The organism is Streptomyces sp. NPDC033165, from assembly GCF_055577965.1.
In genome coordinates this window covers 669611-694164 of record NZ_JBVIPK010000003.1, presented here as the reverse complement: position 1 = coordinate 694164, position 24554 = coordinate 669611, and the positions used below count along the sequence as shown (strand labels likewise).

The 24554-nt window shown below is 71.7% G+C and carries 22 protein-coding genes; 11 read left to right on the top strand and 11 right to left on the bottom strand.

The window, feature by feature from the left end; all coding sequences use genetic code 11:
- Nucleotides 1-18 precede the first annotated feature (18 nt).
- The 3 genes from ACZ5WC_RS11045 (at nt 19) to ACZ5WC_RS11035 (ending at nt 4322) form a co-directional block, all read left to right on the top strand.
- On the top strand, nt 19-801 hold the full coding sequence (locus tag ACZ5WC_RS11045) for an ABC transporter ATP-binding protein (RefSeq protein WP_468540484.1): 783 nt from the start codon (nt 19-21) through the stop codon (nt 799-801).
- On the top strand, nt 798-3656 hold the full coding sequence (locus tag ACZ5WC_RS11040; RefSeq protein ID WP_468540483.1) for an FtsX-like permease family protein: 2859 nt from the start codon (nt 798-800) through the stop codon (nt 3654-3656). Before ACZ5WC_RS11045 ends, ACZ5WC_RS11040 begins: the two co-directional genes overlap by 4 nt.
- 117 nt (nt 3657-3773) lie before the next feature.
- The gene (locus tag ACZ5WC_RS11035; protein ID WP_468540482.1) at nt 3774-4322 is read left to right on the top strand and encodes a bacterial proteasome activator family protein; all 549 of its coding nucleotides are present in this window, start codon (nt 3774-3776) and stop codon (nt 4320-4322) included.
- A 192-nt stretch (nt 4323-4514) separates the two neighbouring features.
- Here the strand turns inward: ACZ5WC_RS11035 and ACZ5WC_RS11030 are convergent, their stop codons facing one another.
- From ACZ5WC_RS11030 to pdhA, 7 genes are all read right to left on the bottom strand, one after another.
- Nucleotides 4515-5519: an NAD(P)H-quinone oxidoreductase gene (locus ACZ5WC_RS11030; RefSeq protein WP_468540481.1), complete on the bottom strand. Its 1005-nt coding sequence runs from the start codon at nt 5517-5519 to the stop codon at nt 4515-4517.
- Between the two features lie 107 nt (nt 5520-5626).
- Complete coding sequence (locus tag ACZ5WC_RS11025) at nt 5627-6769, bottom strand: potassium channel family protein (protein WP_468540480.1); 1143 nt, start codon at nt 6767-6769, stop codon at nt 5627-5629.
- Nucleotides 6727-8511 (bottom strand): molybdopterin molybdotransferase MoeA, encoded by a 1785-nt coding sequence (locus ACZ5WC_RS11020; protein WP_468540479.1) that lies wholly within the window; start codon nt 8509-8511, stop codon nt 6727-6729. The genes ACZ5WC_RS11025 and ACZ5WC_RS11020 overlap by 43 nt, the downstream gene beginning before the upstream one ends.
- The gene (locus ACZ5WC_RS11015; protein WP_468540478.1) at nt 8508-9398 is read right to left on the bottom strand and encodes an NTP transferase domain-containing protein; all 891 of its coding nucleotides are present in this window, start codon (nt 9396-9398) and stop codon (nt 8508-8510) included. Before ACZ5WC_RS11015 ends, ACZ5WC_RS11020 begins: the two co-directional genes overlap by 4 nt.
- 91 nt (nt 9399-9489) lie before the next feature.
- The gene (locus tag ACZ5WC_RS11010; RefSeq protein ID WP_468540477.1) at nt 9490-11103 is read right to left on the bottom strand and encodes a dihydrolipoamide acetyltransferase family protein; all 1614 of its coding nucleotides are present in this window, start codon (nt 11101-11103) and stop codon (nt 9490-9492) included.
- A complete protein-coding gene (locus tag ACZ5WC_RS11005; protein ID WP_468540476.1) occupies nt 11103-12134 on the bottom strand; it encodes an alpha-ketoacid dehydrogenase subunit beta in 1032 nt (343 codons plus the stop codon). The genes ACZ5WC_RS11010 and ACZ5WC_RS11005 overlap by 1 nt, the downstream gene beginning before the upstream one ends.
- Nucleotides 12131-13291 (bottom strand): pyruvate dehydrogenase (acetyl-transferring) E1 component subunit alpha, encoded by a 1161-nt coding sequence (gene pdhA, locus ACZ5WC_RS11000; RefSeq protein WP_468540475.1) that lies wholly within the window; start codon nt 13289-13291, stop codon nt 12131-12133. The genes ACZ5WC_RS11005 and pdhA overlap by 4 nt, the downstream gene beginning before the upstream one ends.
- A gap of 231 nt (nt 13292-13522) precedes the next feature.
- On the opposite strand from pdhA, the gene ACZ5WC_RS10995 reads away from it, so the two are divergent.
- Entirely contained in the window at nt 13523-14092 is a 570-nt protein-coding gene (locus ACZ5WC_RS10995; protein ID WP_468540474.1) for an Lrp/AsnC family transcriptional regulator, read from the top strand.
- A 105-nt stretch (nt 14093-14197) separates the two neighbouring features.
- On the opposite strand, the gene ACZ5WC_RS10990 is transcribed toward ACZ5WC_RS10995, so the two are convergent.
- On the bottom strand, nt 14198-14794 hold the full coding sequence (locus ACZ5WC_RS10990; protein ID WP_468540473.1) for a TetR/AcrR family transcriptional regulator: 597 nt from the start codon (nt 14792-14794) through the stop codon (nt 14198-14200).
- A gap of 123 nt (nt 14795-14917) precedes the next feature.
- Between ACZ5WC_RS10990 and paaN the strand changes: the two genes are divergently transcribed.
- The gene (gene paaN / locus ACZ5WC_RS10985; RefSeq protein ID WP_468540472.1) at nt 14918-16618 is read left to right on the top strand and encodes a phenylacetic acid degradation protein PaaN; all 1701 of its coding nucleotides are present in this window, start codon (nt 14918-14920) and stop codon (nt 16616-16618) included.
- On the opposite strand, the gene ACZ5WC_RS10980 is transcribed toward paaN, so the two are convergent.
- From ACZ5WC_RS10980 to ACZ5WC_RS10970, 3 genes are read right to left on the bottom strand one after another with little or no spacing between them, the layout of a single operon-like run.
- Complete coding sequence (locus ACZ5WC_RS10980) at nt 16619-17344, bottom strand: TrmH family RNA methyltransferase (RefSeq protein WP_468540471.1); 726 nt, start codon at nt 17342-17344, stop codon at nt 16619-16621.
- Nucleotides 17341-18729, bottom strand: coding sequence for an HTTM domain-containing protein (locus ACZ5WC_RS10975; protein ID WP_468540470.1), 1389 nt, complete (start codon nt 18727-18729; stop codon nt 17341-17343). The genes ACZ5WC_RS10980 and ACZ5WC_RS10975 overlap by 4 nt, the downstream gene beginning before the upstream one ends.
- Nucleotides 18726-19430 (bottom strand): DUF5819 family protein, encoded by a 705-nt coding sequence (locus ACZ5WC_RS10970; protein WP_468540469.1) that lies wholly within the window; start codon nt 19428-19430, stop codon nt 18726-18728. The genes ACZ5WC_RS10975 and ACZ5WC_RS10970 overlap by 4 nt, the downstream gene beginning before the upstream one ends.
- Before the next feature lie 115 nt (nt 19431-19545).
- Here ACZ5WC_RS10970 and paaA point away from each other — a divergent pair, with 115 nt between their 5' ends.
- The 6 genes from paaA (at nt 19546) to ACZ5WC_RS10940 (ending at nt 24530) form a co-directional block, all read left to right on the top strand.
- Nucleotides 19546-20655, top strand: a complete 1110-nt coding sequence (gene paaA, locus ACZ5WC_RS10965; protein WP_468540468.1) for a 1,2-phenylacetyl-CoA epoxidase subunit PaaA — start codon at nt 19546-19548, stop codon at nt 20653-20655.
- Complete coding sequence (gene paaB / locus ACZ5WC_RS10960; RefSeq protein WP_382726010.1) at nt 20652-20942, top strand: 1,2-phenylacetyl-CoA epoxidase subunit PaaB; 291 nt, start codon at nt 20652-20654, stop codon at nt 20940-20942. The genes paaA and paaB overlap by 4 nt, the downstream gene beginning before the upstream one ends.
- Nucleotides 20939-21727 carry a 1,2-phenylacetyl-CoA epoxidase subunit PaaC gene (paaC, locus tag ACZ5WC_RS10955; RefSeq protein WP_468540467.1) on the top strand — a complete coding sequence of 263 codons (789 nt, stop codon included), beginning with the start codon at nt 20939-20941 and terminating at the stop codon, nt 21725-21727. The genes paaB and paaC overlap by 4 nt, the downstream gene beginning before the upstream one ends.
- Nucleotides 21721-22218, top strand: coding sequence for a 1,2-phenylacetyl-CoA epoxidase subunit PaaD (paaD, locus tag ACZ5WC_RS10950; protein WP_468540466.1), 498 nt, complete (start codon nt 21721-21723; stop codon nt 22216-22218). Before paaC ends, paaD begins: the two co-directional genes overlap by 7 nt.
- On the top strand, nt 22219-23277 hold the full coding sequence (locus ACZ5WC_RS10945; protein ID WP_468540465.1) for a 2Fe-2S iron-sulfur cluster-binding protein: 1059 nt from the start codon (nt 22219-22221) through the stop codon (nt 23275-23277).
- A gap of 95 nt (nt 23278-23372) precedes the next feature.
- Nucleotides 23373-24530: an acyl-CoA dehydrogenase family protein gene (locus ACZ5WC_RS10940; RefSeq protein WP_468540464.1), complete on the top strand. Its 1158-nt coding sequence runs from the start codon at nt 23373-23375 to the stop codon at nt 24528-24530.
- Nucleotides 24531-24554 lie beyond the last annotated feature (24 nt).

Here is a 24554-nt window from a genome sequence, read left to right as displayed (position 1 = left end):
TAGGGGGAACCACCCACCATGTCCTCGCCCGTCACCACACCGGCACAGTCGTCTTCCGGGACGCCCGACGGTGACCCCGTACTCGAACTGCGGGCGCTGACCCGTACCCACGGATCCGGCATCGCCGAGGTGCACGCCCTGCGCGGGATCAACCTCGCCGTGCACCCGGGTGAGCTGGTCGCCGTGATGGGGCCCTCCGGTTCCGGCAAGTCCACCCTGCTGACCCTGGCCGGCGGGCTCGACACCGCCACGAGCGGCCAGGTCGTCATCGAGGGCCAGGACATCGCCTCCCTCGGCCCCAAGGGGATGGCCGCCCTGCGCCGCCGCAGCGTCGGCTACGTCTTCCAGGACTACAACCTGATCCCCGCCCTGACCGCCGCCGAGAACATCGCGCTGCCCCGCGAACTCGACGGGCTCTCCGTGCGCAAGGCCCGCAAGGAGGCCCTCGCCGCACTGTCCGAGATGAAGCTGGAGTCGATCGCCGACCGCTTCCCCGACGAGATGTCCGGGGGCCAGCAGCAGCGCGTCGCCATCGCCCGCGCCCTCGTCGGTGACCGGCGCCTGGTGCTCGCCGACGAGCCCACCGGAGCACTCGACTCCGAGACCGGCGAGGCCGTCCTCGCCCTGCTGCGCACCCGCTGCGACCAGGGCGCGGCCGGAGTCATGGTGACCCACGAGCCCCGGTACGCGGCCTGGGCCGACCGGGTCGTGTTCCTCCGCGACGGTTCGATCGTCGACCAGACGCTGGCCACCGGGCCCGACTCGCTGCTCGCCGCCCACACCGCCGAGGGCGCCAAGTGAGCGTCTTCTCCGGATGGCGCGTCGCCTTCCGCATAGCCAGGCGCGACGCCCTGCGGTCCAAGGGACGCAGCGCCCTGGTCGTCACGATGATCGCCCTGCCGGTCCTCGGTGTGACCGCCGCCGACCTGACCTACCGCAGCGCTCTGCTCACCAAGGCGGAGGGGCTGACAGCGGACCTCGGCTCGGCCGACGCCCGCTTCATCGATCCGGGGATGGGCCCGGTCCGGCTGCAACAGATGCCCGACGGTGTCATGTGGCAGACGCCCGAGAACGCCCCGGACCCGCTTCCCGAGGACGAGCGCAAGCCCGTAGACGTACCGGCGAGCTTCCCCAAGGGCTCACGGTTCCTCACCGAGCAGTCCGCGCCCGCCTCCGTGACGACCCGTCATGGCGTCACCGACACCCGGATCACCGAACTGCGCGTCGCCGACCCGATGCTGCGTGGCCGGGTCGAACTGACCGACGGCGCGTTCCCGCAGGCCAAGGACGAGATCGCGGCGACCGACGCCTTCATCGAGGCGTCCGGTCTCTCCATCGGCGACCGGGTCACCGTGCGCGGTCCCGAGCTGGGCTACACCATCACCGGTGCGGTGGAACTGCCCGCGGACCTGCGCGATGAGTCCCTGTTCGCCGCCCCGGGCGCGGTCATCGCCCCGTGGCGGAAGGCCGCCGGCCGCGACAAGGAGATCCTGCCGCCCCAGGCGAACGGCAGGAAGTGGCTGGTCCAGGGCCCGGCCGGTGCGGGCGTCACCTGGCAGGACGTGCTTGCCGCCAACGAGAGGGGCGTCGTGGTGATGTCCCGCCAGGTCGCCCTGAACCCGCCGCCGGACTCCGAGGTCCCCATGGCCGCGGACATGTCCGGCTGGGACGACGGGGATGCGGCGATGACCGCGGCGGCCGTCACCGTGGCGGCCATGGCCATGCTGGAGATCGTGCTGCTGGCCGGTCCGGCGTTCGCCGTGGGCGCCCGCCGTTCGCGCAGGCAGCTGGGCCTGGTCGGTTCGTGCGGCGGGAGCCGGAGCCAGGTCCGGGCCGTGGTGCTCGCGGGCGGCGCGGTACTCGGCGGGGTCGGCGCCGTGGTCGGCGTGGGCGCCGGGTTCGGCCTCACCGCCCTGTTCCGCCCGATGATCGAGGACTACACCGGCAACCGCTTCGGCGAACTGACCGTACGGCCCTGGGAGATCCTCGGCATCGCCGTCCTCGGCCTGGTCACCGGCGTCCTCGCTGCGCTCGCCCCGGCGATCGTGGCGGGCCGACAGCCCGTCCTGGAGTCGCTCACCGGGCGGCGCGGCACCCGCCGCAGCTCCCGTGTGCTGCCCGTCATCGGCGTCATCGCGCTCGGCGTCGGTGTCGCCCTGGCGGTCGTCGGCGGCGTCAGCGGTGAGGTCAACCTGGTCGCCGGGGGATCCGTCCTCGCGGAACTGGGCGTCCTCGGCTGCATCCCGGTGATCGTCGGCTTCCTCGGCCGACTCGGCCGCCGACTGCCGTTGACACCCCGGATCGCCCTGCGCGACGCCGCCCGCAACCGGGGCCGTACCGCCCCCGCCGTCGCCGCGGTCATGGCAGCCGTCGCGGGCAGCATCGCCATCGCCACGTACACCAGCAGTCATGCGGCGGAGCAGGCGTACGACCACATACCCAACCTCACCCCCGGCACCGCCGCGCTGATGTCCATGGGCTTCGAGGAGAAGGCCGACCTGCCCCGAATGCGGGCCACCGTGGAGCAGAACTACCCGGTCGGCGGCGGGAAGGCCGACATCGCGCGGGTCTGGGCCGGGAGCGACTGCTCGGTGTACTACGAGGAGGAGGACGGCTGCGGCACCCTCGAAATCGTCAAGCCCACCGGAAAGGGCCACTCCTGCCCGCTCCAGGGCGAGGACGCCAAGGAACTCGCCCTGCGGCTCTCGGCCGACGAGCACAAGCGGCTGATGAACTCCCCCGCCTGCATGGACGCCAGCTACACCATCGTCTCGTTCGGCACCGACGACAACAAGATCGTCGTCGGGGACGCCGCGCTGCTCGATTCCTACGTGAAGCTCGACGACCCGGCGGCGGCCAAGGCCCTGGCCGCGGGCACACCCGTCCTGCTCAACTCGGCGTACGCGAAGAACGGCGAGATCACCCTCAAGGCCGTCCACACCTACAACGACCGCGACAAGAAGAACCGCGCCCAGCACCCCGGCGAGGCCCGCACCACCACGGACCGGCTCAAGGTGTACGTCGCGCCGGACCGTTACGCGGCGACCCCGGGCATCCGGATGATCATGCCGCAGAAGACCGCGGACAGGCTCGGCCTGCACACCGAGGACTACGGCAGCCTCTACAAGCTCAACCGCAACCCGACGGACGCCGAGCGGCAGACGGTCGCTGCGGCGATCGAACAGGCGGGGCACAGCGCGTACGTGATGACCGCCGACGAGATGTCCCGGTCGGAGGACGACACGATCCTGCTGATCCTCGCCCTCTTCGCCGGAGTGGTGACGCTGGGCGCCGCGGCCATCACGACCGGGCTGTCCAAGGCCGACGCGGAGGCCGACCTCACCACGCTCAGCGCGGTGGGAGCGCCCCCGGGCGTACGGCGCTCCCTGTCCGGCTTCCAGTGTCTGGTCGTCGCTCTGACCGGGGTGCTGCTCGGTACGGTGGCGGGCATCGTGCCCGCGGTCGCCCTGCGGCTGACCGATCTGCGCGAAGCGCTGGCAGACATGCGGGAGAACCCGATGGAATCGGCGTACACCCCGATCGTGATGCCGTGGGAGACGATCGGGCTGCTCGCCCTGGTCGTCCCGGTGCTGGCGGGGCTGCTCGCCGCCGCCCTCACCAGCTCCCGGCTGACGCTGGCCCGGCGCGCGGGCTGAACCGGCCCGGGACGCCGGGCGGACACGGGACGCGTTTCGGTGCCCCTGGAGACGGTGGATCATCCGCTTCCGGGGGCACCACCGTGGTGTACGGCACGTGTGCGAGACAATGGCGGCATGGAAATGCCGAGGAATGACCGGTCGCAGGAGCATCCGCAGGTCCTTGTCGTGGGCCAGGACGGAATGGCTATCGGCGGCGGTGCCAGTGACGACGAGTCGCGCGAGGTCCCGGTGACAGAAATGGTGGAACAGCCCGCGAAGGTCATGCGCATCGGCAGCATGATCAAGCAGCTTCTGGAAGAGGTCAGGGCGGCTCCTCTCGACGAGGCGAGCCGGGTCAGGCTCAAGGAGATCCACGCCAGTTCCGTGAAGGAGCTGGAGGACGGTCTGGCCCCTGAGCTGGTCGAGGAGTTGGAGCGGCTCTCCCTGCCGTTCACCGATGAGTCGGTGCCCTCGGAGGCCGAGTTGCGGATCGCGCAGGCTCAGCTCGTGGGCTGGCTGGAAGGCCTCTTCCACGGCATCCAGACGGCGCTGTTCGCCCAGCAGATGGCGGCCCGCGCCCAGCTGGAGCAGATGCGCCGCGCGCTGCCGCCCGGGATGAGCCACGAGGACGAGGAGGGCGGCGGGGACCCGCACGGCCCGATCCGCTCGGGCCCGTATCTGTAACCCGTATCCGCTCTGTAGCCCCTATCAGCCCCGGAACCCCTCATCCGCGATCCGTAGCGGTCCGTATCAGCGGTCCGCAGGGGTCCGAATCACCGGATCGGTACAGCGATCCGTATCAGCCGTAGCGACCGAGCGGGGCCCGGCACACGCCGTGAGGTGTGTACCGGGCCCCGCTCCATGCGGTCGGCCCGCTCAGGGACGAGACGTTTCCCAGGCCTTCGGCGCGGCGAGCAGCACCTTGCCGATGTGCGTGCTGGATTCGAGCACGCGGTGCGCCTCGGCGGCGTCCTCCATCGGCACCGTACGGTCCACGACGGGCCGGACCACCCCGCCGCCGATCAGCGGCCACACGTGCTCGCGCACGGCGGCCACGATGGCGGCCTTCTCGCCGAGCGGGCGGCCCCGCAGCGAGGTGGCGGTGACGGCGGCCCGCTTGGTCAGCAGTGCGCCGAGGTTGAGCTCCCCCTTGACCCCGCCCTGGAGGCCGATGATCGCGAGGCGGCCGTTCACGGCGAGCGCCTGCACGTTCCTGTCCAGGTACTTGGCGCCGACAATGTCCAGGATGACATCGGCCCCCGCCCCGGCGGTGTTCTCGCGCAGCTCCTCGACGAAGTCCTGCTCGCGGTAGTTGATGAGGATGTCCGCCCCGAGCTCCGCGCAGCGGGCGAGCTTGTCCGGGCTGCCCGCCGTGACGACGACCCGCGCGCCGACCGCCTTCGCCAGCTGGATGGCCATCGTGCCGATCCCGCTGGAACCGCCGTGGATCAACACCGTCTCGCCGGGCCGGAGATGAGAAACCATGAACACGTTCGACCAGACCGTCGCCGTCACTTCGGGCAGCGCCGCGGCCTCCACGAGACCGACGCCCTCCGGTACGGGGAGGAGCTGGCCCGCCGGTACGGCGACCTTCTCCGCGTAGCCGCCGCCCGCCAGCAGCGCGCACACCTCGTCGCCGACCGCCCATCCGTTCACCCCCGGACCGAGCGCGACGATACGGCCCGCGCATTCCAGACCGGGGTAGGGCGAGGCACCGGGCGGCGGGTTGTAGAAGCCCTGCCGCTGGAGCACGTCGGCGCGGTTCACGGCGCTGGAGACCACCTCGACGAGGACCTCGCCCTCGCCGGGTACGGGATCGGGCACCTCGGCCCACACGAGCGCCTCGGGGCCACCGGGTTCGGGGATCGTGATCGCATGCATGGCCGCGAGGCTACTCCCGCCGCGCTCGCTCCAGCGGCACCTTGCCCCGCCGCGCTCGCTCCAGCGGCGCCTTGCCCCGCCGCGGGCCGGCCGGGCAGGCAGGTTGCTCAGGGGTGCTGATGCGGGGGCATCGGGTCGTACGGCACCGAAGCCGAGCTGGGGCTCACCCGCACGATGGTGATGACCCGGTCCGTCAACTGCAACGGGCTGGCCGCCGGATCGTCGTAACCGATCAGCCGGTGCCCGCGCAGCACGCTGACGACCAGGTCGTCGACCTCCCTCACGCTCTTGCCCACCTCTGCCTTTATGACCGGCCGTTCGATCAGGTCGAGGCCACTGCCCTGCTGGATCAGGTCCTCCATCACGGTGCCCGCGCTCGGGCTGAGGACGGAGAGACCCAGCAGCCGTCCGGCGGCGCTGGCACTGGTGATCACGGCGTCGGCACCGGACTGCCGGAGCAGCGGCGCGTTCTCCTCCTCGCGGACGGCCGCCACGATCTTCGCCCGACGGTTCAGCTGGCGTGCCGTCAGAGCCACCAGAACGGCGGTGTCGTCGCGCTGAGTGGCGATGATGATCTGACGTGCCTTCTGAAGCTCGGCGCGCAGCAGGACATCGCTGCGAGTGGCGTCACCGAGCACCCCGGTGAAGCCCTCCGCGTTGGCGGCCTCGATCACCTTGGAAGCCGGATCGACGATGACGATCTGCTCCTTCGTCAGGCCGGTGGCGCGGAGAGTCAGAATCGCCGACCGGCCCTTCGTACCGAATCCGATGACGACGGTATGGTCACGCAAGTTGGCTCTCCAACGCTTCAGCCGGAAGTCCTCGCGGGTCCGTTCCGTGAGGACTTCGAGAGTGGTGCCGACCAGGATGATCAGGAATATCACGCGCAGCGGCGTCACGAGCACCACATTGATCAGCCGAGCCCCGTCGCTCTGCGGTGTGATGTCGCCGTACCCGGTGGTGGAGAGGGTGACCGTCGCGTAGTAGACCGCATCCAGCAGGTCGACACTGCCGTCGGCGCTGTCGTTGTAGCCGTCGCGGTCGAGCCAGACGATCAGCACGGTCACGGCCAGCACGAGCAGCGCCATCAACAGGCGCTTGGCGACCTGCCGGGCCGGTCCGGAGACGACCCGGCGGGGGAGCATCACCCTGGTCGGCGCGACCAGTTCGTCAGCTCTCCTGGCCATTGCGTCATGGCCGGGAAGTTTCACGTGAAACACCCTTCCGTCCACGGCGTCGCCGGGGCCCATGGGAGATCCAGAATCTCCACCTCGGTGCCGGACCGTACCCCGCCCGGGGGTACGACGGCCAACCCGTCCGCCGCGGCGATCCCCCGCAGCATCGCGGGACCGTTGTAGCGGAGGGGGGCGACATGGTCCCGACCGCCCGCCCGGCCCGCGCGATGCACCACGGGGACGAGGCGGGTGTCCTGCGGATGTCCGGGCACCTCGGCGTGTACGAGAGCCCTGTACGCGTCCTGGCCCGGTCGGCCCGCGATCCCCGCGAGCAGCGGCTCGGCGAGCGTCAGCAGCCCCGATACCGCCGCGAGCGGATTGCCGGGCAGCCCAACCAGATAGGGCCCGTCCGGCCGTGGATACGGATGCGGGCCGTCCTGCTGTGAACACGTCCCGTCCTGCCGTGTATTTGTCCCGTCCTCCCGCGTGTACGGCCCGTCCTGCCGCGTGTACGGCCCGTGCTGCTGTCCGGAGACAGGCATTCGCGCCAGCAGCATGGGGTGGCCGGGGCGGACGGCCACCCCGTCGACCAGCAGCTCGGCCCCGAGGCTGTCGAGGACGACGTGCACATGGTCGACCGGGCCGGCAGCGGTGCCACCGGTGGTGACGATCACGTCGGCGTCGGAGGTGACGATCGCCTCCCGCAGCGCCCCGGCGTCGTCCCCGAGCCGGACTGGCCCGGAGACCTCGGCGCCCAGGGCCCGCAGCCAGGGGCCGAGCATCGGCCCGAGGGCGTCGCGGATCAGCCCGTCGTGCGGCAGCCCGGCGGCGAGCAGCTCGTCGCCGAGGACGAGGATGTCGACGCGTGGCCGGGGGACGACGGGCAGGGCGTCGTACCCGGCGGCGGCGGCGAGCCCGAGCACGGCCGGGGTCACCACGGTCCCGGCCGGGACGAGTTGCTCGCCGGAACGGCACTCCTGGCCCCGGGGCCGGATGTCCTGGCCGGTGACGACGGGCCGCCGGGCATGCAGCAGTCCCTTGGCCTCGTCGGCGTGGGCGTGCTCGGTCCGGATGACCGCCGTGGTGTCGGGCGGGACACGGGCGCCGGTGGCGATCCGTACGGCGGTTCCGTCGGGCAGTGCGGAGGGCTCGCGGCGCCCGGCGAGGAGCCCCGCCCCGGACTCGTACGTCCACGGCCCCGGTCCGGCGACCGCCCAGCCGTCCATCGCCGAGGTGTCGAAGGGCGGCAGGTCGGTGAGCGCGCCGAGCGCCTCGGCGAGCACATGCCCGAGCGCGCGGTCGAGCGGCAGCCGGATGACGGCACCCGGTCCTCCCCGCCCCGCCCGCGCGGCAACCGCCCGCGCCCGCTCCCAGGGGAGGGGCGGGGCGTGGGGCGCGGGGGCGCGGGATACAGGGCCGTGGGTGCCTTCGCCGGGGCTGCCGTTGGAGTTGGTGAGGGGCTTGTCGGCGGTGCTGCCCCCCGTGCTTTCGCTGATGCTGCCGCTGGGGCCACTGCCCTGGCCACCTCTGGAACCGCTGCCAGGACCGTTGCTGCTCAATCCTCTGCTCGGGTCCCTGCCTAGGTCCCTGCCGAGGTCGCTACCCAGGTCCGTGCCCAGGTCCGTGCCCAGATCCCTATTTGGGTCCCTGCCCGCGTCCCTGGCCTGATCCCTGCCCGGGTCCCAACTGCCCCCGCCGACCAGGGCGAGTGCCTGCTCGACGGCCTGCTCCTCCGCAGCACGTGCGAGGTCGCTCCCGGATCCGGCGGCGGAGTAGTCGTGGCCGGACTCGGGGCCGGGCGAGTGGGGAGCGGTCATGGTGTCCCGGCCCCTTCGCCGCCCGCTTCCGCTTCCGCTTCCGCTTCCGCTTCCCAGCGCAGCGCAAGGGCGGTGACCTTGCGAGCGGCGTCCGCGACCGCAGCGGCGGCCGCTTCCGGCCCCGCTGCGGCGCTCGCCCTGGCTGCCGCGTATCCGACCAGGAAGGTCGTCAGCGGGGCGGCGGGGCGGGCGACTCCGTGCGCGGCGTCACGGGCGAGGTCGAGCAGGACACCGGTGTCGACGTCGAGTTCGATTCCGAGTTCGTTCTTGACCGAGGTGATCCATTCGTCCAGCACGGCCCCATGCTCCCTGATCCGGGCCCGGGCGGCAGCGATGTCGTCCCAAGTGTCGCAGTCGAACGCGGCGTGTGGCCCGGCATCGACCCGGGCCAGATCCAGCTCCGCGGTCAGCAGCCGCAGCGGGAGCCCGGCGAGGCTGCCGTGCTCGGTGGCGATGAGTGCCAGCTCCCGGCGGAGCGGCTCGGCGCGATAGGCGGCCACGAGCGGCTGGTCGCGCCCGTCGGGGTCGGTGCACAGGGCGCCTTCCCGGCCCCCCTCTCCGGCCTCGGCGAGCAGCGCCTCGACCGTGCCCGGGTCCAGGAACGGCAGGTCGGCGGAGAGGACGAGGACGCGCTCGGCCGTCGTCAGCCGCAATCCCGCACCGAGCGCCGCCAACGGGCCGCCGCCCTGGGGCACTTCCCGCGTCCAGGCGACCGGCCGGGCGGTGGGCCGCCGAGCGCCGACCACGACCGTGACACCCGCCCCGGCGCAGGCCGCGAGGACCCGGTCGAGCAACGCCCGGCCCCCCACCCGGACTGCCGGCTTGTCGGCGCCGCCGAGCCGCTTCGCGGCTCCGCCGGCGAGGACGATCACGTCATAGGCGGTCATGCGTCGAGTATGGGCGGCGCCAGTGGCCGACACCCCCTCCGGGGTGGCGACAAGGCCGGGCCCGGAGGGGACGTCCGCACGACGACCGGCTCTACAGAGTGCGCAGCAGCACCGCAGGCTGCTCCACGCAGTCCGCCACGTACCGGAGGAAGCCACCCGCCGTTCCGCCGTCGCACACCCGGTGGTCGAAGGTGAGCGACAGCTGAACGACCTGACGCACGGCCAGCTCGCCGTTGTGCACCCAGGGCTTGGCCATGATCCGGCCTACCCCGAGCATCGCCGCTTCCGGGTGGTTGATGATCGGCGTGGAACCGTCGACCCCGAACACCCCGTAGTTGTTCAGCGTGAACGTACCGCCCGTCAGCTGCGACGGGCTGAGCTTGCCGGTACGCGCCAGTTCGGCCAGCCGGGCGATCTCCGCCCCGATCGACTCGGCGTTACGGGTGTGCGCGTCCCGGACGACCGGAACGACGAGGCCCCGTTCGGTCTGGGCCGCGAACCCGAGGTGCACCCCGGGGAGCCGGACGATCTCCCGGGCCTCCGTGTCCACGGTGGAGTTCAGCTCCGGGAACCGGGCCAGCGCGGCCGTGCAGATTCTCGCCAGCAGGGCCAGGACCGACACCTTCGGCCCGGCGGACGGGCCCGTCGCCGCGTTCATCGCGGCCCTGACCGCCATCAGTTCGGTGGCGTCCGCGTCCACCCAGCAGGTGGCGTCCGGGATCTCGCTCCGGCTCCGCGTCAGCTTGTCGGCGACCGCTCCCCGCACCCCTCGCAGCGGGATCCGCTCGGCGGCCGGGGCGGTCGTTGCCTCCGCACCCGCGAGGACCGGGGAAGCGTGGGGCGCGGCCGCGCTCGCGACAGCCGTCCCCGCCGCCGTACGGGTCGCGGCTCGCGCGGTCTCCTCCGCCCGGCTGATCGCGGCGTCCACGTCGGCCCGCAGGATCAGCCCGTCGGGGCCGGAGCCCGCCAGGCGTCGCAGATCGATGTCGTGCTGCCGGGCCAGTCGGCGTACGAGTGGGGAGACCACCGCCACAGGGCCCTGCCGGTCCGCCGCGTCCGGCTTGCCCCGCTCGACTCCGTCGACGACGGGCGCGGTCACGGCCGGAACCGGGGCCGGAATCGAGGCCAAAGCCGGAGCCGGAGCTGGAGCCGGTACGGAGCTGGCAGAACCATGAGCAGGGCCAGGAGCAGAACCATGGGCGGAGCCATGAGCCGACATGCCACCGGCGGCAGAGCCCCGGGCAGACGTCAGCCCGCCCGGCCGGATGCGTCGGCGCCGGGCGGCGGGTGCGCCCGTGCCGTATCCCACGAGCACGTTCCCCGACCCGTCCGAGGGCTCCGGGGCAGCGGAACCGGAGGACGGGGACGAACCGTTGGCGGCTGCCCCGCCCCCGGTGCCCGCAGGCCCGGAGGAGGCCGCTCCGGGGGAGGCGGGGCCCGAGGTCTCCGACCCCTCCGGCGCTCCGACCGCGACCGTCAGCAAGGGTGCCCCGACCGGAAGTTCGGTCCCTTCCTCACCGAAGCGGGCGGTCACCACGCCTCCGTAGGGGCACGGCACCTCCACCATGGCCTTGGCCGTCTCGACCTCCACGACTGGCTGGTCGATCGCGACGACATCGCCGACCTCCACCAGCCAACGCACGATCTCCGCCTCGGTCAGTCCCTCGCCGAGGTCCGGCAGCTTGAATTCGAGCACCTGGGCCATCAGCTGTCCGCCTCCCACTGCAACCGGGCCACCGCGTCGAGCACCCGGTCGACTCCCGGCAGGTGGTGCCGCTCCAGCATGGGCGGCGGGTAGGGGATGTCGAACCCGGCCACCCTCAGCACCGGAGCCTCCAGGTGGTGGAAGCAGCGCTCGGTGATCCGGGCCGCGATCTCCCCGCCGGGCCCGCCGAAGCCGGGCGACTCATGGACGACGACCGCGCGCCCGGTGCGCCGCACCGACGCGGCCACCGTCTCGTCGTCGAACGGCACCAGCGAGCGCAGGTCCACCACTTCGAGGTCCCAGCCCTCGGCGACCGCTGCTTCGGCCGCCTCCATGCAGACCGGCAGGGAGGGCCCGTACGTGATCAGCGTGGCGCTGCGCCCGGGGCGGCGGACGACGGCCCTGCCGATCGGCTCGACCGCTGCGGGGGCCTCGGGCGACCAGTCGGACTTGGACCAGTAGAGCCGCTTCGGCTCCAGGAAGACCACCGGGTCGTCCGAGGCGATCGACGCACGCAGCAGCCCGTACGCGTCCTCGACCGTGGCCGGTGTGACGACGTGCAGGCCTGGCGTGGCCATGTAGTACGCCTCGGAGGAGTCGCTGTGGTGCTCGACCCCGCCGATCCCGCCGCCGTAAGGCACCCGCACGGTGATGGGGAGCGGCATGGCTCCCCCGGTGCGGTTGCGCATCTTGGCGACATGGCTCATCAGCTGCTCGAAAGCCGGGTAGGCGAAGGCGTCGAACTGCATCTCCACCACGGGACGCAGCCCGTACATCGCCATGCCCACGGCCGCGCCCAGGATGCCCGCCTCGGCGAGCGGGGTGTCGGTGCACCGCTCGTCGCCGAACTCCTTCGCCAGCCCGTCGGTGATCCGGAAGACCCCGCCGAGCGTGCCCACGTCCTCACCGAGCACATGGACGGTGGGGTCCTCGGCCATGGAGTCCCGCAGCGCGCGCCCGAGGGCCTGCGCCATGCTGGCCGGTTTGGCCTTCGCCGTACGTCCGTCGGCGGTCGCTGCCGCGGTGGTCATCGTCCCGCCTCCGCGCTCTGCTCGTGGTGGTCGTGCTCGGCGTCCAGCTCGGCGCGCAGGGCGGCGGACTGCTCCCGGAGCTGGCTGGTCTGCTCGGCGTACACGTGGGTGAAGAGATCCATCGGCTCCAGCACCGGGTCGGCGTTCATCCGGTCGCGCAGCGCGGCCGCCATGCGCTCTGCCGCCTCCCGCGTCTGTTCGATGCCCGCGTCGTCGAGCAGTCCTCGATCGGTCAGCTCCCGCTCCAGCAGCTGCACCGGGTCATGTGCCCGCCAGGCCTCTACCTCGCTGTCGGCCCGGTAGCGCGTGGCGTCGTCGGCGTTGGTGTGGGCCTCCATGCGGTAGGTGAGGGCCTCGACCAAGGTCGGGCCCTCACCGCGTCGGGCCCGGGCCACCGCCTCGCCGAGCACCTGGTGCACGGCGGCGGCGTCGTTGCCGTCGACGAGACGGCCCGGTATCCCGTATCCGACGGCCTTGTGGGCGAGGGAGGGGGCGGCGGTCTGCTTGGCCAGCGGCACGGAGATCGCGAAGCCGTTGTTCTGTACGAGGAAGACGACCGGGGCCTTCCAGACCGCCGCGAAGTTCAGCGCCTCGTGGAAGTCGCCCTCGCTGGTGCCGCCGTCGCCGACCATGGCGAGGGCCACCACGTCGTCGCCCTTGAGCCGGGCCGCGTGCGCCAGACCCACGGCGTGCGGAAGCTGGGTGGCGAGCGGGGTGCACAGCGGGGCGATGCGGTGCTCGCGCGGGTCGTAGCCGGTGTGCCGGTCGCCGCGCAGCAGGGTCAGGGCCTCGACCGGGTCGAGGCCGCGGGCGACGGCCGCCAGGGTGTCGCGGTAGCTGGGAAAGAGCCAGTCGCGGTCCTCCAGGACCAGGGCGGCGGCGACCTCGCACGCCTCCTGGCCGGTGCTCGACGGATAGACGGCCAGGCGGCCCTGCTTGGTCAGCGCGGTGGCCTGGGCGTTGTACCGGCGGCCGCGGACCAGCTCGGCGTGGAGCCGGAGCAGCAGCTCGGGATCGACGTCGGCCACCGCGTCCGTACCGAGCACGCGGTAGGGCTCCGGGTCCGGGAGCAGCGGGGCGGGGTCGGTGATCGGCTTCCAGGCCGGGGGCGGCGTGGGCCGGTAGGCGGCCGCGCCGGGCAGCTCTTGGACCGTCATGAGAAGCACCTCCTGGCATCGAGGGGATCGAGGGGTGTCGATCGGGAGTGTCGAGAGGGAGCGGGATGGCGAGATATCGAGGAATGGGCGAGGCACGAGTGTGGTGTGCCTCACCTACCGATTGTTCGGTCGCGAACGCATTTTGGCTACAGGCACCGCCAGCCTGTGGACAAACGGTTCTCCACAGCCTGGGATAGAGGCAAGTCGTCCACAACAGGGAGGCGCGGGCAGATGGCCGCTGAACAAATGGCCGACAGAGGTGAGGACCCCGGCCAGGTCGCCCCCGGGGTGCCGCCGTCGGTTCCGTCCCCGGCCCCGGCCCCGGTTCCGCCCGCGCGGCCGCTGGACACCATCGACCGCGACATCCTGCGCATCCTCCAGACGGACGGCCGCGCCTCGATACGGTCGGTCGCCGAACGGGTCCACGTCTCGCGTGCCAACGCCTACGCCCGTATCAACCGGCTCGTCGAGGACGGCGTGATCCGCGGCTTCGGCGCCCGGGTCGACCATGAGCGGGCGGGTCAGGGCGCGTCCGCGTACATCACGCTCAAGATCGTGCAGAACTCCTGGCGCACTGTGCGCGAGCAGCTCCAGGCGCTGCCCGGAGCCACCCATATCGCTCTGGTCAGCGGCGACTTCGACGTCCTGCTACTGGTGCACACACCGGACAACCGGGCGCTGCGCGAGCTGGTCCTCACCCGCATCCAGTCCATCCCCGAGGTGCTCTCGACGCGCACGCTGCTGGTGTTCGAGGAGACGGACCTCGACCCCCTCCCGGACCGCCCGACAGAGCTGAGCTGAGGTGAGGTGAGCTGAGGTTAGGTGAGCTGAGGTGCACTAGAGCTGAGCCGGGCCGAGCTGAAGCTGAGGCCGACCGCACCGAGCACCCCGCGCACACCGGGGCGCTCAGCCGCCGTTGGCCCGCATCCCCTCGAAGGCCAGCTGGACCACCGTGTCGGCAAGCTGGTCCTCGCCCGGAAAGCCGCCGGGCTGCGGGCGATACCACTCGACCAGCGAGTTCACCATGCCGAACAGCAACCGGGTCGCCAGTCGTATGTCCACGTCCGCCCGAAGGTCCCCGTCGGCCACCGCGGCCTGGAGCAGCTCGGAGACCCGCTGGTCGAACTCGCGCCGCCGCTCCAGCGCCCAGCGCTCGGTCTTCGTGTTGCCGCGCACCCTCAGCAGCAGCGTCACGTAGGGCACCTCCGCCATCAGCACCTCAACCGTGCGGCGCGTGACGTACTCGACCCGCTCGATCGCGCGCCCGCGCAGCGCCCCCGGCTCGTCGAGGATCCCGAAGAGCCCGTCGAGTGCCCGGCTGACAGCTCGCCGCAGCAGCTCCTCCTTGCCCGCCACATGGTGGTAGATGGAGGATTTCGAGATGCCCGCAGCCCGGGATAGATGCTCCATGGACGTGCCGTCGTAGCCGCGCTCGTTGAAGACACGGACGGCGACGGTGAGCAGGGTCTCCGGGGTGTACGTGTCCCGCTTGGCCGTGGTCATGTCCGCGATCCTCCCCCATGAGTTGTCCACAGGTTTCCTGGGGCCCCTTGTCCCGACCGATCGTTCGGTTACTCTAACTCCGTCCGTACGTTCCTGCCCGGCTCGATGAGGAGTTGGTCCGCCATGGCCGCCGTGCTCACCCCCCAGCAGCTGTCCGAGACCCACCGGCCCACGCTCGACCAGGCCCTCGACGCGATCAGTACCCGCGCGTACTGGTCGCCGCACCCCGAGCACCCGAAGGCGTACGGCGAGGGCGGCGCACCGGGCAGTCTCGGGGCAGCCGAGGGCAAGGCAGCGTTCGACGCGGTACTGAACACCCGGCTCGACCTCGCGCAGCCCGGCACCGACGGCTGGGCGGGCGGCGAGAACTCGCCGTACGGGCCGGAGCTCGGCGTCGAGTATCCGCACGCAGACCTGGATGTCCTGCTTCCCGCGATGAAGGTCGGCATGGCCGCCTGGCGGGCCGCCGGTCCGGAGGTCCGGGCCCTGGTCTGTCTGGAGATCCTGTCGCGGATCAGCGCCCGCACCCACGAGCTGGCCCACGCGGTGATGCACACCAGCGGCCAGGCCTTCATGATGGCGTTCCAGGCGGGCGGGCCGCACGCCCAGGACCGCGGTCTGGAGGCCGTGGCGTACGCCTACCGGGAGCAGGTCCGCACCCCTGAAACCGCCGACTGGGCCAAGCCGCAGGGCAAGCGCGATCCGCTGAAGCTGCACAAGTCGTTCATCACGTCCGGCCGCGGCATCTCGCTGCTCATCGGCTGCAACACGTTTCCCACGTGGAACGGCTATCCCGGCCTCTTCGCCTCCCTCGCCACGGGCAACCCGGTGCTGGTCAAGCCGCACCCGCGCGCCGTGCTCCCGCTGGCGCTCACGGTGTCGATCGCCCGCGAGGTGCTGGTCGAGGCGGGCTTCGACCCGAATCTGGTCGCGCTGGCCGCCGAGCGGCCCGGTGAGGGCATCGCCAAGACCCTGGCGGTCCGCCCCGAGATCCGGATCATCGACTACACCGGCTCCACCGCCTTCGGCGACTGGCTGGAGGACAACGCCCGCCAAGCCCAGGTCTACACGGAGAAGGCCGGCGTCAACACGATCGTCGTCGATTCCACCGACGACTACCCGGGCATGCTCGCCAATCTGGCGTTCTCGCTCTCCCTGTACAGCGGCCAGATGTGCACCACACCGCAGAATCTCCTGATCCCCCGGGACGGCATCGCCACGGACGACGGCAGCAGGTCCTACGACGACGTGGTCACCGACATCGCGGCCGCTGTCACCGGCCTGCTCGGCGACGACGCCCGTGCCGCCGCCCTGCTCGGCGCGCTGGTCAACCCGGACGTGAAGGCCCGGGTGGAGGCGGCCGGTGAGCTGGGCGAGGTGGCTCTGGCCTCACGTACGGTCGCGAACGCCGAGTTCCCCGACGCGGTCGTGCGTACGCCGGTCATCGTCAAGCTCGACGGGACCAAGACCGACGACGGGGCGGCCTACCTCTCGGAATGCTTCGGCCCGGTGTCCTTCGCGGTAGCGGTCGAGTCGACGTCCGCCGCCCTGGACCTGCTCCGCCGCACGATCCGTGACAAGGGCGCCATGACGGTCGGCGCTTACACCACGTCCCCCGAGGTGGAGCGCGGCATCGAGGACGTCTGCCTGGACGAGTCCGCCCAGCTCTCGCTGAACCTCACCGGAGGGGTCTATGTCAACCAGACCGCTGCCTTCTCCGACTTCCACGGCTCCGGCGGCAACCCCGCCGCGAACGCGGCCCTGTGCGACGGAGCTTTCGTCGCCAACCGCTTCCGCGTGGTGGAGGTGCGCCGCCAGGCGTAGCTAGCGGGCGTCCCGGGGGTCGGGGACATCGGCGTAGCGCTGCACCCACGCGTGCATCGCGATCGCCGCCGCGGCCCCCGCGTTGATGGACCGGGTCGAGCCGAACTGGGCGATCGAGCACACCATCGTGGCGTGCTTGCGTGCCTCCTCGGTCAGACCGGGCCCCTCCTGCCCGAACAGCAGAACGCACCTGCGGGGCAGCTCGGTGCGCTCCAGCGGTACGGCGCCGGGGAGGTTGTCGATCCCGATGATCGGCAGCCCCTCGGCCGCCGCCCACGCGGTGAGGTCCGCCGTGTCGGGGTGGTGGCGCACATGCTGGTAGCGGTCGGTGACCATGGCGCCACGCCGGTTCCAGCGCCGACGACCCACGATGTGGATCTCCTTCGCCAGGAAGGCGTTGGCGGTCCGGACGACGGAACCGATGTTGAAGTCGTGGCCCCAGTTCTCCACGGCCACATGGAAGTCGTGCCGACGCACATCGAGGTCGGCGACGATCGCCTCGCGCGTCCAGTAGCGGTACGCGTCGCCGACGTTGCGCCGGTCTCCGTGGGCCAGCAGCTCGGGGTCGTAACGCTCGTCCTCGGGCCACGGCAGCGGATGCGGCCCGACGCCGATCTCCTGTCCGTACCCGTCGTCGTACTGGAGAGGCTCCGCGGGTTCTGCGTGCTGGGCGGGCTCCACGGGTTCTGCCGCGGGCCTTGGGGTTCTGCCGGTCTCACTGCTCACCCGACGAGCGTATGGCCCCCACCGCCACCGTGGAGCCGGGGCTCCTCCGTACCGCCGGGGCCGCCCTTGCCCGGCCCGGCCCCCTCGGCGTCCGGCGGCCCGTCCGCGGCGCCGGGCGCCCGGGGCGTTGCACCTGCCCGGCCCGGCAGCCGGGAGAACAGCCGCTGTCTGCCGAGGGCGGCCCGTCCTCCCAGCCACACGAGGAAGGCTGTCGGCAGGAACACCGCGTCGGCAGCGATCATCGCCATGGAGAAGAACGGCAGCCCGAGCAGCAGGGCGATCCCCGCGTGCTCACAGATCATCACGACCAGCAGGACGTTCTTGACCCGCCGGTTGAACAGCGTGAACGGAAAGGCGACCTGGACGATGACCGTGCCGTACGTCAGCACCATCACCATCAGCCCGCTGGAGGCCAGGATGTCCGAAAGGGCGGGCCACGGAGTGAAGTAGTCGAGCTTGAGCGGGTAGTAGAGCGCGGTGCCGTCCTGCCAGCGCGAGCCCTGGATCTTGTACCAGCCGGCGGTCGCGTAGATCAGGCAGACCTCGGCCATGATCACGGCGAGCGTGGCGTTGTGCGCGAGGTTGGCCAGCACATCGAGCAGGGCGCGGGGCTCACCGTGCGGCGCGTAGCGGTTCACAGCCCACCAGGCGGCGGCGGAGAGCCAGACCGTCCACAGCAGGGTGGGAAGCCACCAGGTGCCGCCGAACCCGCCCATCAGGGTGGCGATCACCAGGACGGGGCCGAGGACTGCCCACAGGACCGGCCCCGCGATGTCCCGCACGGGCGGCAGTCCCGCCGCCGCACGCTCCACGTTCCGCGCCGCGCGCCGGGCGTCCAGCGACCAGACCCGGGCGCAGCGCGTCAGCACCAGGTAGATCGCCATGAGGTGGACGACGTTGTCGCCGCCGTCGCCCATGAAGATGCTGCGGTTCTGCACGGAGAGCACGCCGACCATGAAGAGGACGGACATGGTCCGGGTGCGCCACCCGAGAAGCAGTCCCACGGCGGACAGCAGGGTCAGGACGTACACGGCCTCGAACCAGAGCGCGCTGTCGGTCCACATGAGGACGGAGAACGCGCCGTTGCCGTCCGTGAGCTGCCGGGCCAGATCCCAGCGCCACGGGCTGTCGGGCCCGTACAGCTCATGTCGGTGCGGCAACTCGCGCAGCAGGAAGAAGAGATAGGTGGCGGCGAACCCGATCCGGACGACGGCGCTCTGATACGGGCCGAGGGCCGAGGCGGTGAGGCGCTGGAGCGCCCGCGCGAGGCCGCCGCCGGGACGGGCGGGGCCTCCAGGCCGCTTCGGGTGAGCGGGCTGCTGCGGGTAGGCAGCCTGCTGCGAGTGGACGGGCTGCTGCGGGACGGAGGGCTGCGGGACGGTCACTGGTTGCCCTCCACGTCGTGCGCCGCGCCGTCGGCCGGGAGGTCGTCCGGGGTCACGGTCCACCAGGGGAGTACGCGGTAGACGGGCTTGGTGCTGATCTTCTCGGTGCTCCACGGGGGCGGGGCGACGGAGGTGGTGGCGGAGCGGAGCTGGATGCGCTCGATCGTGCCACCGTAGTCGCGCTCGCTCAGCCGCAGCATCGCGATGCGCCGGATGTACCGCTCGGAGAGATCACCGCGCATGCCGTTGGGACGGTTCTCGCTGTCGTGGGAGTTGACGAAGAAGTCCCAGCCCCGGCGGAGCTCGTTCTGATGCACGTGGCTGGGCAGGAGATTGCCTCGTATCGCCTTGGCGTCCTCGTGGGTCAGGCTCATCCAACGGGTGGTACGGCGGCCGTCGGCCCCCACCACGTCGGCCCGCACATGGATGGCGACGTTCTGCTGGAGCGGGTTCGGCGCGAAGAGCTTCCAGTTCTGTTCGAACTCCGGGTAGACCCAGTCGTCGATCGTTTTCCCGTGCTGCTTGGTCACCGTGTTGGACGGGCTGACGTGCAGAAAGACCATGGCCACGTGGGCGCAGGCGAGGAGCCCGATCAGGGAGAGCGCCACGGCCGCGACCACCTGGTAGGGGAAGGAGAGCCCGGCTATGCCGTCGACGCCCTGCCTGCCGTCGGCAGAGCTCCCGTCGTGATCCGAATCCATCCCGCCCCGCTCACCGTCGATCACAGCTCAGTTATCCACAGGGTTGACACCCTACGGGCCTCCGACTCACCATTGAAGTCAAGGAACCGAACGATCGGTCGGTAGGGAGCCCGGGATGGCAGCAGTGACTGCGGACCAGACGACGCAGAGGACGTCCGGCACGGCGAATGCGGCACCTGCGGGGGCTGCGGGGAATGCGGCCGACACCGTGGCCGCGGCGGACGCGGAGCGCATCGCGACGTTCGACGCGGCCGTGGCGGCCGACGAGCGGATCGAGCCGCGCGACTGGATGCCCGATGCCTACCGAGCGACGCTGGTCCGCCAGATGGCCCAGCACGCCCACTCGGAAATCATCGGCATGCAGCCCGAGGCCAACTGGATCACCCGCGCGCCCTCGCTGCGGCGGAAGGCGATCCTGATGGCCAAGGTGCAGGACGAAGCGGGCCACGGGCTCTATCTGTACAGCGCGGCCGAGACCCTGGGCACCAGCCGTGAGGAGCTGCTCGACAAGCTCCACGCAGGCCGCCAGCGCTATTCGTCGATCTTCAACTACCCCACGCTGACCTGGGCCGACGTTGGCGCGATCGGCTGGCTGGTGGACGGGGCGGCGATCACCAACCAGGTGCCGCTGTGCCGCTGCTCCTACGGCCCCTACGCCCGCGCCATGGTCCGCATCTGCAAGGAGGAGTCCTTCCACCAGCGCCAGGGTTACGAGCTGCTGCTCGCCCTCAGCCGTGGCACCGAGGCCCAGCACGCCATGGCCCAGGACGCGGTGAACCGCTGGTGGTGGCCGTCCCTGATGATGTTCGGCCCCCCCGACGACGCCTCGTCCCACTCCGAGCAGTCCATGGCCTGGAAGATCAAGCGGCACTCCAACGACGAGCTGCGTCAGCGCTTCGTGGACATCTGCGTACCGCAGGCCGAGGCGCTGGGCCTGGAGCTCCCGGACTCCGATATCCGGTGGAACGAAGAGCGCGGCCAGCACGACTTCGGTGCGATCGACTGGGCGGAGTTCCACGAGGTCCTCAAGGGCAACGGCCCCTGCAACGAACAGCGGATCACCCAGCGTCGCAGAGCCCACGAGGAGGGTGCCTGGGTCCGGGACGCGGCGGCCGCGTACGCCGCCAAGCACACCCCGGCCACCCCGGCCACCCCGGCCACCCCGGCCGCCGAAGCGCCCGCACAGCCCGCACAGCCCGCACAGCAGGTGGAGGAGACGGCATGAGCAGCTCGACCGACTGGCCCCTGTGGGAGGTGTTCGTGCGCTCCCGGCGCGGGCTGTCCCACACCCACGCGGGCAGCCTGCACGCGCCCGACGCCGAGATGGCTCTGCGCAACGCCCGTGACCTCTACACCCGCCGCTCGGAAGGCGTCTCGATCTGGGTGGTCCCCTCCACCGCGATCACCGCTTCCTCCCCCGACGAGAAGGACTCCTTCTTCGAGCCGGCCGGGGACAAGCCCTACCGCCACCCGACGTTCTACGAGATCCCGGAAGGGGTGAAGCACCTGTGAGCGCGGCTCTCGCCCTCGGCGACGACGCGCTGGTGCTCTCGCACCGGCTGGGGGAGTGGGCGGGTCACGCCCCCGTCCTGGAGGAGGAGGTGGCTCTCGCCAACATCGCCCTGGACCTGCTGGGACAGGCCCGGGTGCTGCTCTCGCTCGCCGGTGACGAGGACGAGCTGGCCTACCTCCGCGAGGAGCGGGCCTTCCGCAACCTCCAGCTGGTGGAGCAGCCGAACGGGGACTTCGCCCACACCATCGCCCGGCAGCTCTACTTCTCCGTGTACCAGCACCTGCTGTACGAGCGGCTCGCGGCCGGGGGCGGCGAGTTCGCCGGCCTCGCGGCCAAGGCCGTGAAGGAGGTGGCCTACCACCGCGACCACGCCGAGCAGTGGGTCCTGCGGCTCGGCGACGGTACCGAGGAGAGCCACGGCCGGATGCAGAGCGGTCTGGACGCGCTGTGGCGGTTCACCGGCGAGCTGTTCCAGCCGATCGAAGGCCTCGACTCCGCCGCCACCGACGGCACCAACGCCGCTGACAGCTCAGACGGCCCCGGCAGCTCCGGCAGCTCCGGCAGCTCCGGCAACACAGGTATCGACTGGCAGGCGCTGCAAGGAAGTTGGCTCCGCGCCGTCACCGACGTCGTCGAGCGGGCCACGCTGACGCTCCCGACGGGACCGCAGTCCGGAGGCTGGGCGGCAGGCGCGGGGCGGCAGGGTCTGCACACCGAGCCGTTCGGCCGCATGCTCGCCGAAATGCAGCATCTGCACCGCAGCCACCCGGGGGCGTCATGGTGACCGACACCCTGCTGGAGGCGGAGCTGCGTGGTCTCGCGGGTTCCGTGCCCGACCCGGAGCTCCCGGTGCTGACCCTCGCGGAGCTCGGCGTCCTGCGGGACGTCACAGTGGACGGACCGGGCAAGGTGACCGTGCGGCTCACCCCGACCTACACCGGCTGCCCGGCGATCGAGGCGATGTCGGCCGATATCGAGCGGGTGCTGCACGACCACGGCGTGCCGGAGGTCTCCGTGGTCACGGTCCTGGCTCCGGCCTGGTCGACGGACGACATCAGCGCCGAAGGCCGCCGCAAGCTCGCCGAGTTCGGTATCGCGCCGCCGCGCGCCCACAGCGCCGATGGCGGCCCCGTGCCGCTGACGCTCTCTGTGCGCTGCCCGAACTGCGGCTCCACGGACACGGAGTTGCTCAGCCGGTTCTCCTCCACGGCGTGCAAGGCCCTGCGCCGCTGCGTCGCCTGTCGTGAACCGTTCGACCATTTCAAGGAGTTGTAGATGTTCCATCCGCTCCGGGTCAGCGCAATCGAACGGATCACTGACGATGCGGTGGCTGTGACCCTCGCCGTGCCGGCCGAGCTGCGCGAGACCTTCCGCCACACCCCCGGCCAGCATCTGAACGTGCGCTACACCGTGGACGGCGAGGAGATCCGCCGCTCGTACTCGATCTGCGCACCGGCCACCGAGCAGCCCGGCGAACCGGTGCTGCGGGTGGGCATCCGCATGGTCGAGGGCGGGGCGTTCTCCACGTACGCCCTGAAGGAGCTGGCCGTCGGCGACCGGGTGGAGGCCATGCCCCCGATGGGCCGCTTCGTCCTGGAGCCGCGTCCCGGCCTGTTCGCGGCGGTGGTCGGGGGAAGCGGCATCACCCCGGTGCTGTCGATGGCGGCCACCCTGCTGGACCGGGAGCCGTCCGCGCGGTTCTGCCTGATCCGCAGCGACCGCACGGCGGCTTCGACGATGTTCCTGGACGAGGTGGCCGACCTCAAGGACCGCTATCCGGACCGCTTCCAGCTGGTCACCGCGCTCTCCCGGGAGGAGCAGTCGGCCGGCCTCCCCTCCGGGCGGCTGGACACCGAACGGCTCACCGGTCTGCTGCCCGCGATGCTTCCGGTGGAGGAGGTGGACGGCTGGTTCCTGTGCGGTCCGCTCGGCCTCGTGCAGGGCGCGGAGAAGGCGCTGCGCGCGCTCGGCGTCGACCGGTCCCGGATCCACCAGGAGATCTTCCACGTCGACGACAGCCCCTCCGACGCCACGGTGGTCAAGGTCGCCGCCCCGTCCGACTCCACACTGACGGCGACGCTCCACGGCCGCTCGGGCAGCTGGCCTGTAGAGGATTCCGAATCCCTGCTGGAGACGGTACTGCGGAGCCGCTCGGACGCTCCGTACGCCTGCAAGGGCGGGGTGTGCGGGACGTGCCGGGCGTTCCTGGTCGCGGGCGAGGTCCGGATGGACCGCAACTTCGCGCTGGAACCGGAGGAGACCGAGGCGGGCTTCGTGCTGGCCTGCCAGTCGCATCCGCTCACCCCGGAGGTGGAGCTGGACTTCGACCGCTGACGCCCCCGCGCACCGCCGCGCTGTTCCCTTCCCATAGAACCTGTTCTATCTTGACGACCCGTCAAGGCGTCAACGGTTAGCGGGAGGCCGGGACAGTGGACTTCACCTTCACCGAGGAACAGCAGGCAGCCGTCCAGGCGGCCAGGGCCGTCTTCTCGGGCGTCGCACCCGACCGTGTGCCCAGCCCCGCCCTGACACCGGGCGCCGTGGCGGAGGACATCGACCGGCAGCTGTGGCAGGAGCTGGCGCGTACGGACCTGATCGGGCTCACACTGTCGCCGGACCACGGCGGCGCGGGACTCGGCCCGATCGCGCTCTGCCTGGTCCTGCGGGAGTCGGCCAAGGTGTTGGCCCGGGTGCCGCTGCTGGAGACCTGCGCGGTCGCGATGACGGTCCAGCGGTACGGGGAGAGCGCCCTCGCGGCGGAGCTGCTGCCCCGGGCCGCCAGGGGCGAGCTGATCCTGACCGCCGGGGCCAACGGGCGCAGCGGCCACGACCCTGCCGAACTCGCCGTTGTCGCACGGCCGTACGGCGAGAACGAGGCGTCGCCAGGAGACTCCGGCTGGGTGCTCGACGGGATGCAGTCCGCGGTGCCCTGGGCCCAGGTGGCCGACTGGATCGCCGTGCCCGCCCACACTGCCGAGGGCGGCGCGGTCCTGGCCCTCGTGCCCCGCACCCGTGGCGGCGTCACCCTGGCGGAACAGGTCTCCACCAGCGGCGAACGGCTGGCCGAAGTCCGGCTCGACGCCGTGCGCATCGAGGCCCGTGAGCTGATCGACGCCCCGGGATGCTGGGACTGGCTACGGTCACTGCTCACCACGGGCACCTGCGCGCTGGCCCTCGGGCTGGGCGAGCGGGTGCTGGAGATGACCGCCGAATACACCGGCAAGCGGGAGCAGTTCGGGTTCCCGGTCGCCACATTCCAGGCGGTGGCGGTGCAGGCCGCCGACCGGTACATCGATCTGCGGGCGATGGAGGCGACGCTCTGGCAGGCCGCCTGGCGGATCTCCACCGACGCCGGAGGTCCGTTGCCCGCCGCGGGAGACATCGCGGTGGCGAAGATCTGGGCCTCCGACGGAGTCCGTCGCGTCGTGCAGACCGCGCAGCATCTGCACGGCGGCTTCGGTGCGGACACCGACTACCCCCTGCACCGCTTCCACGCCTGGGCGAAGCAGATCGAGCTCTCCCTCGGCCCCGCCGCGGCCCACGAAGAGGCCCTGGGGAACCTGTTGGCAGCCCACCCGCTCGGCTGACCGCTCACCCCGGGTCCCGCAGCG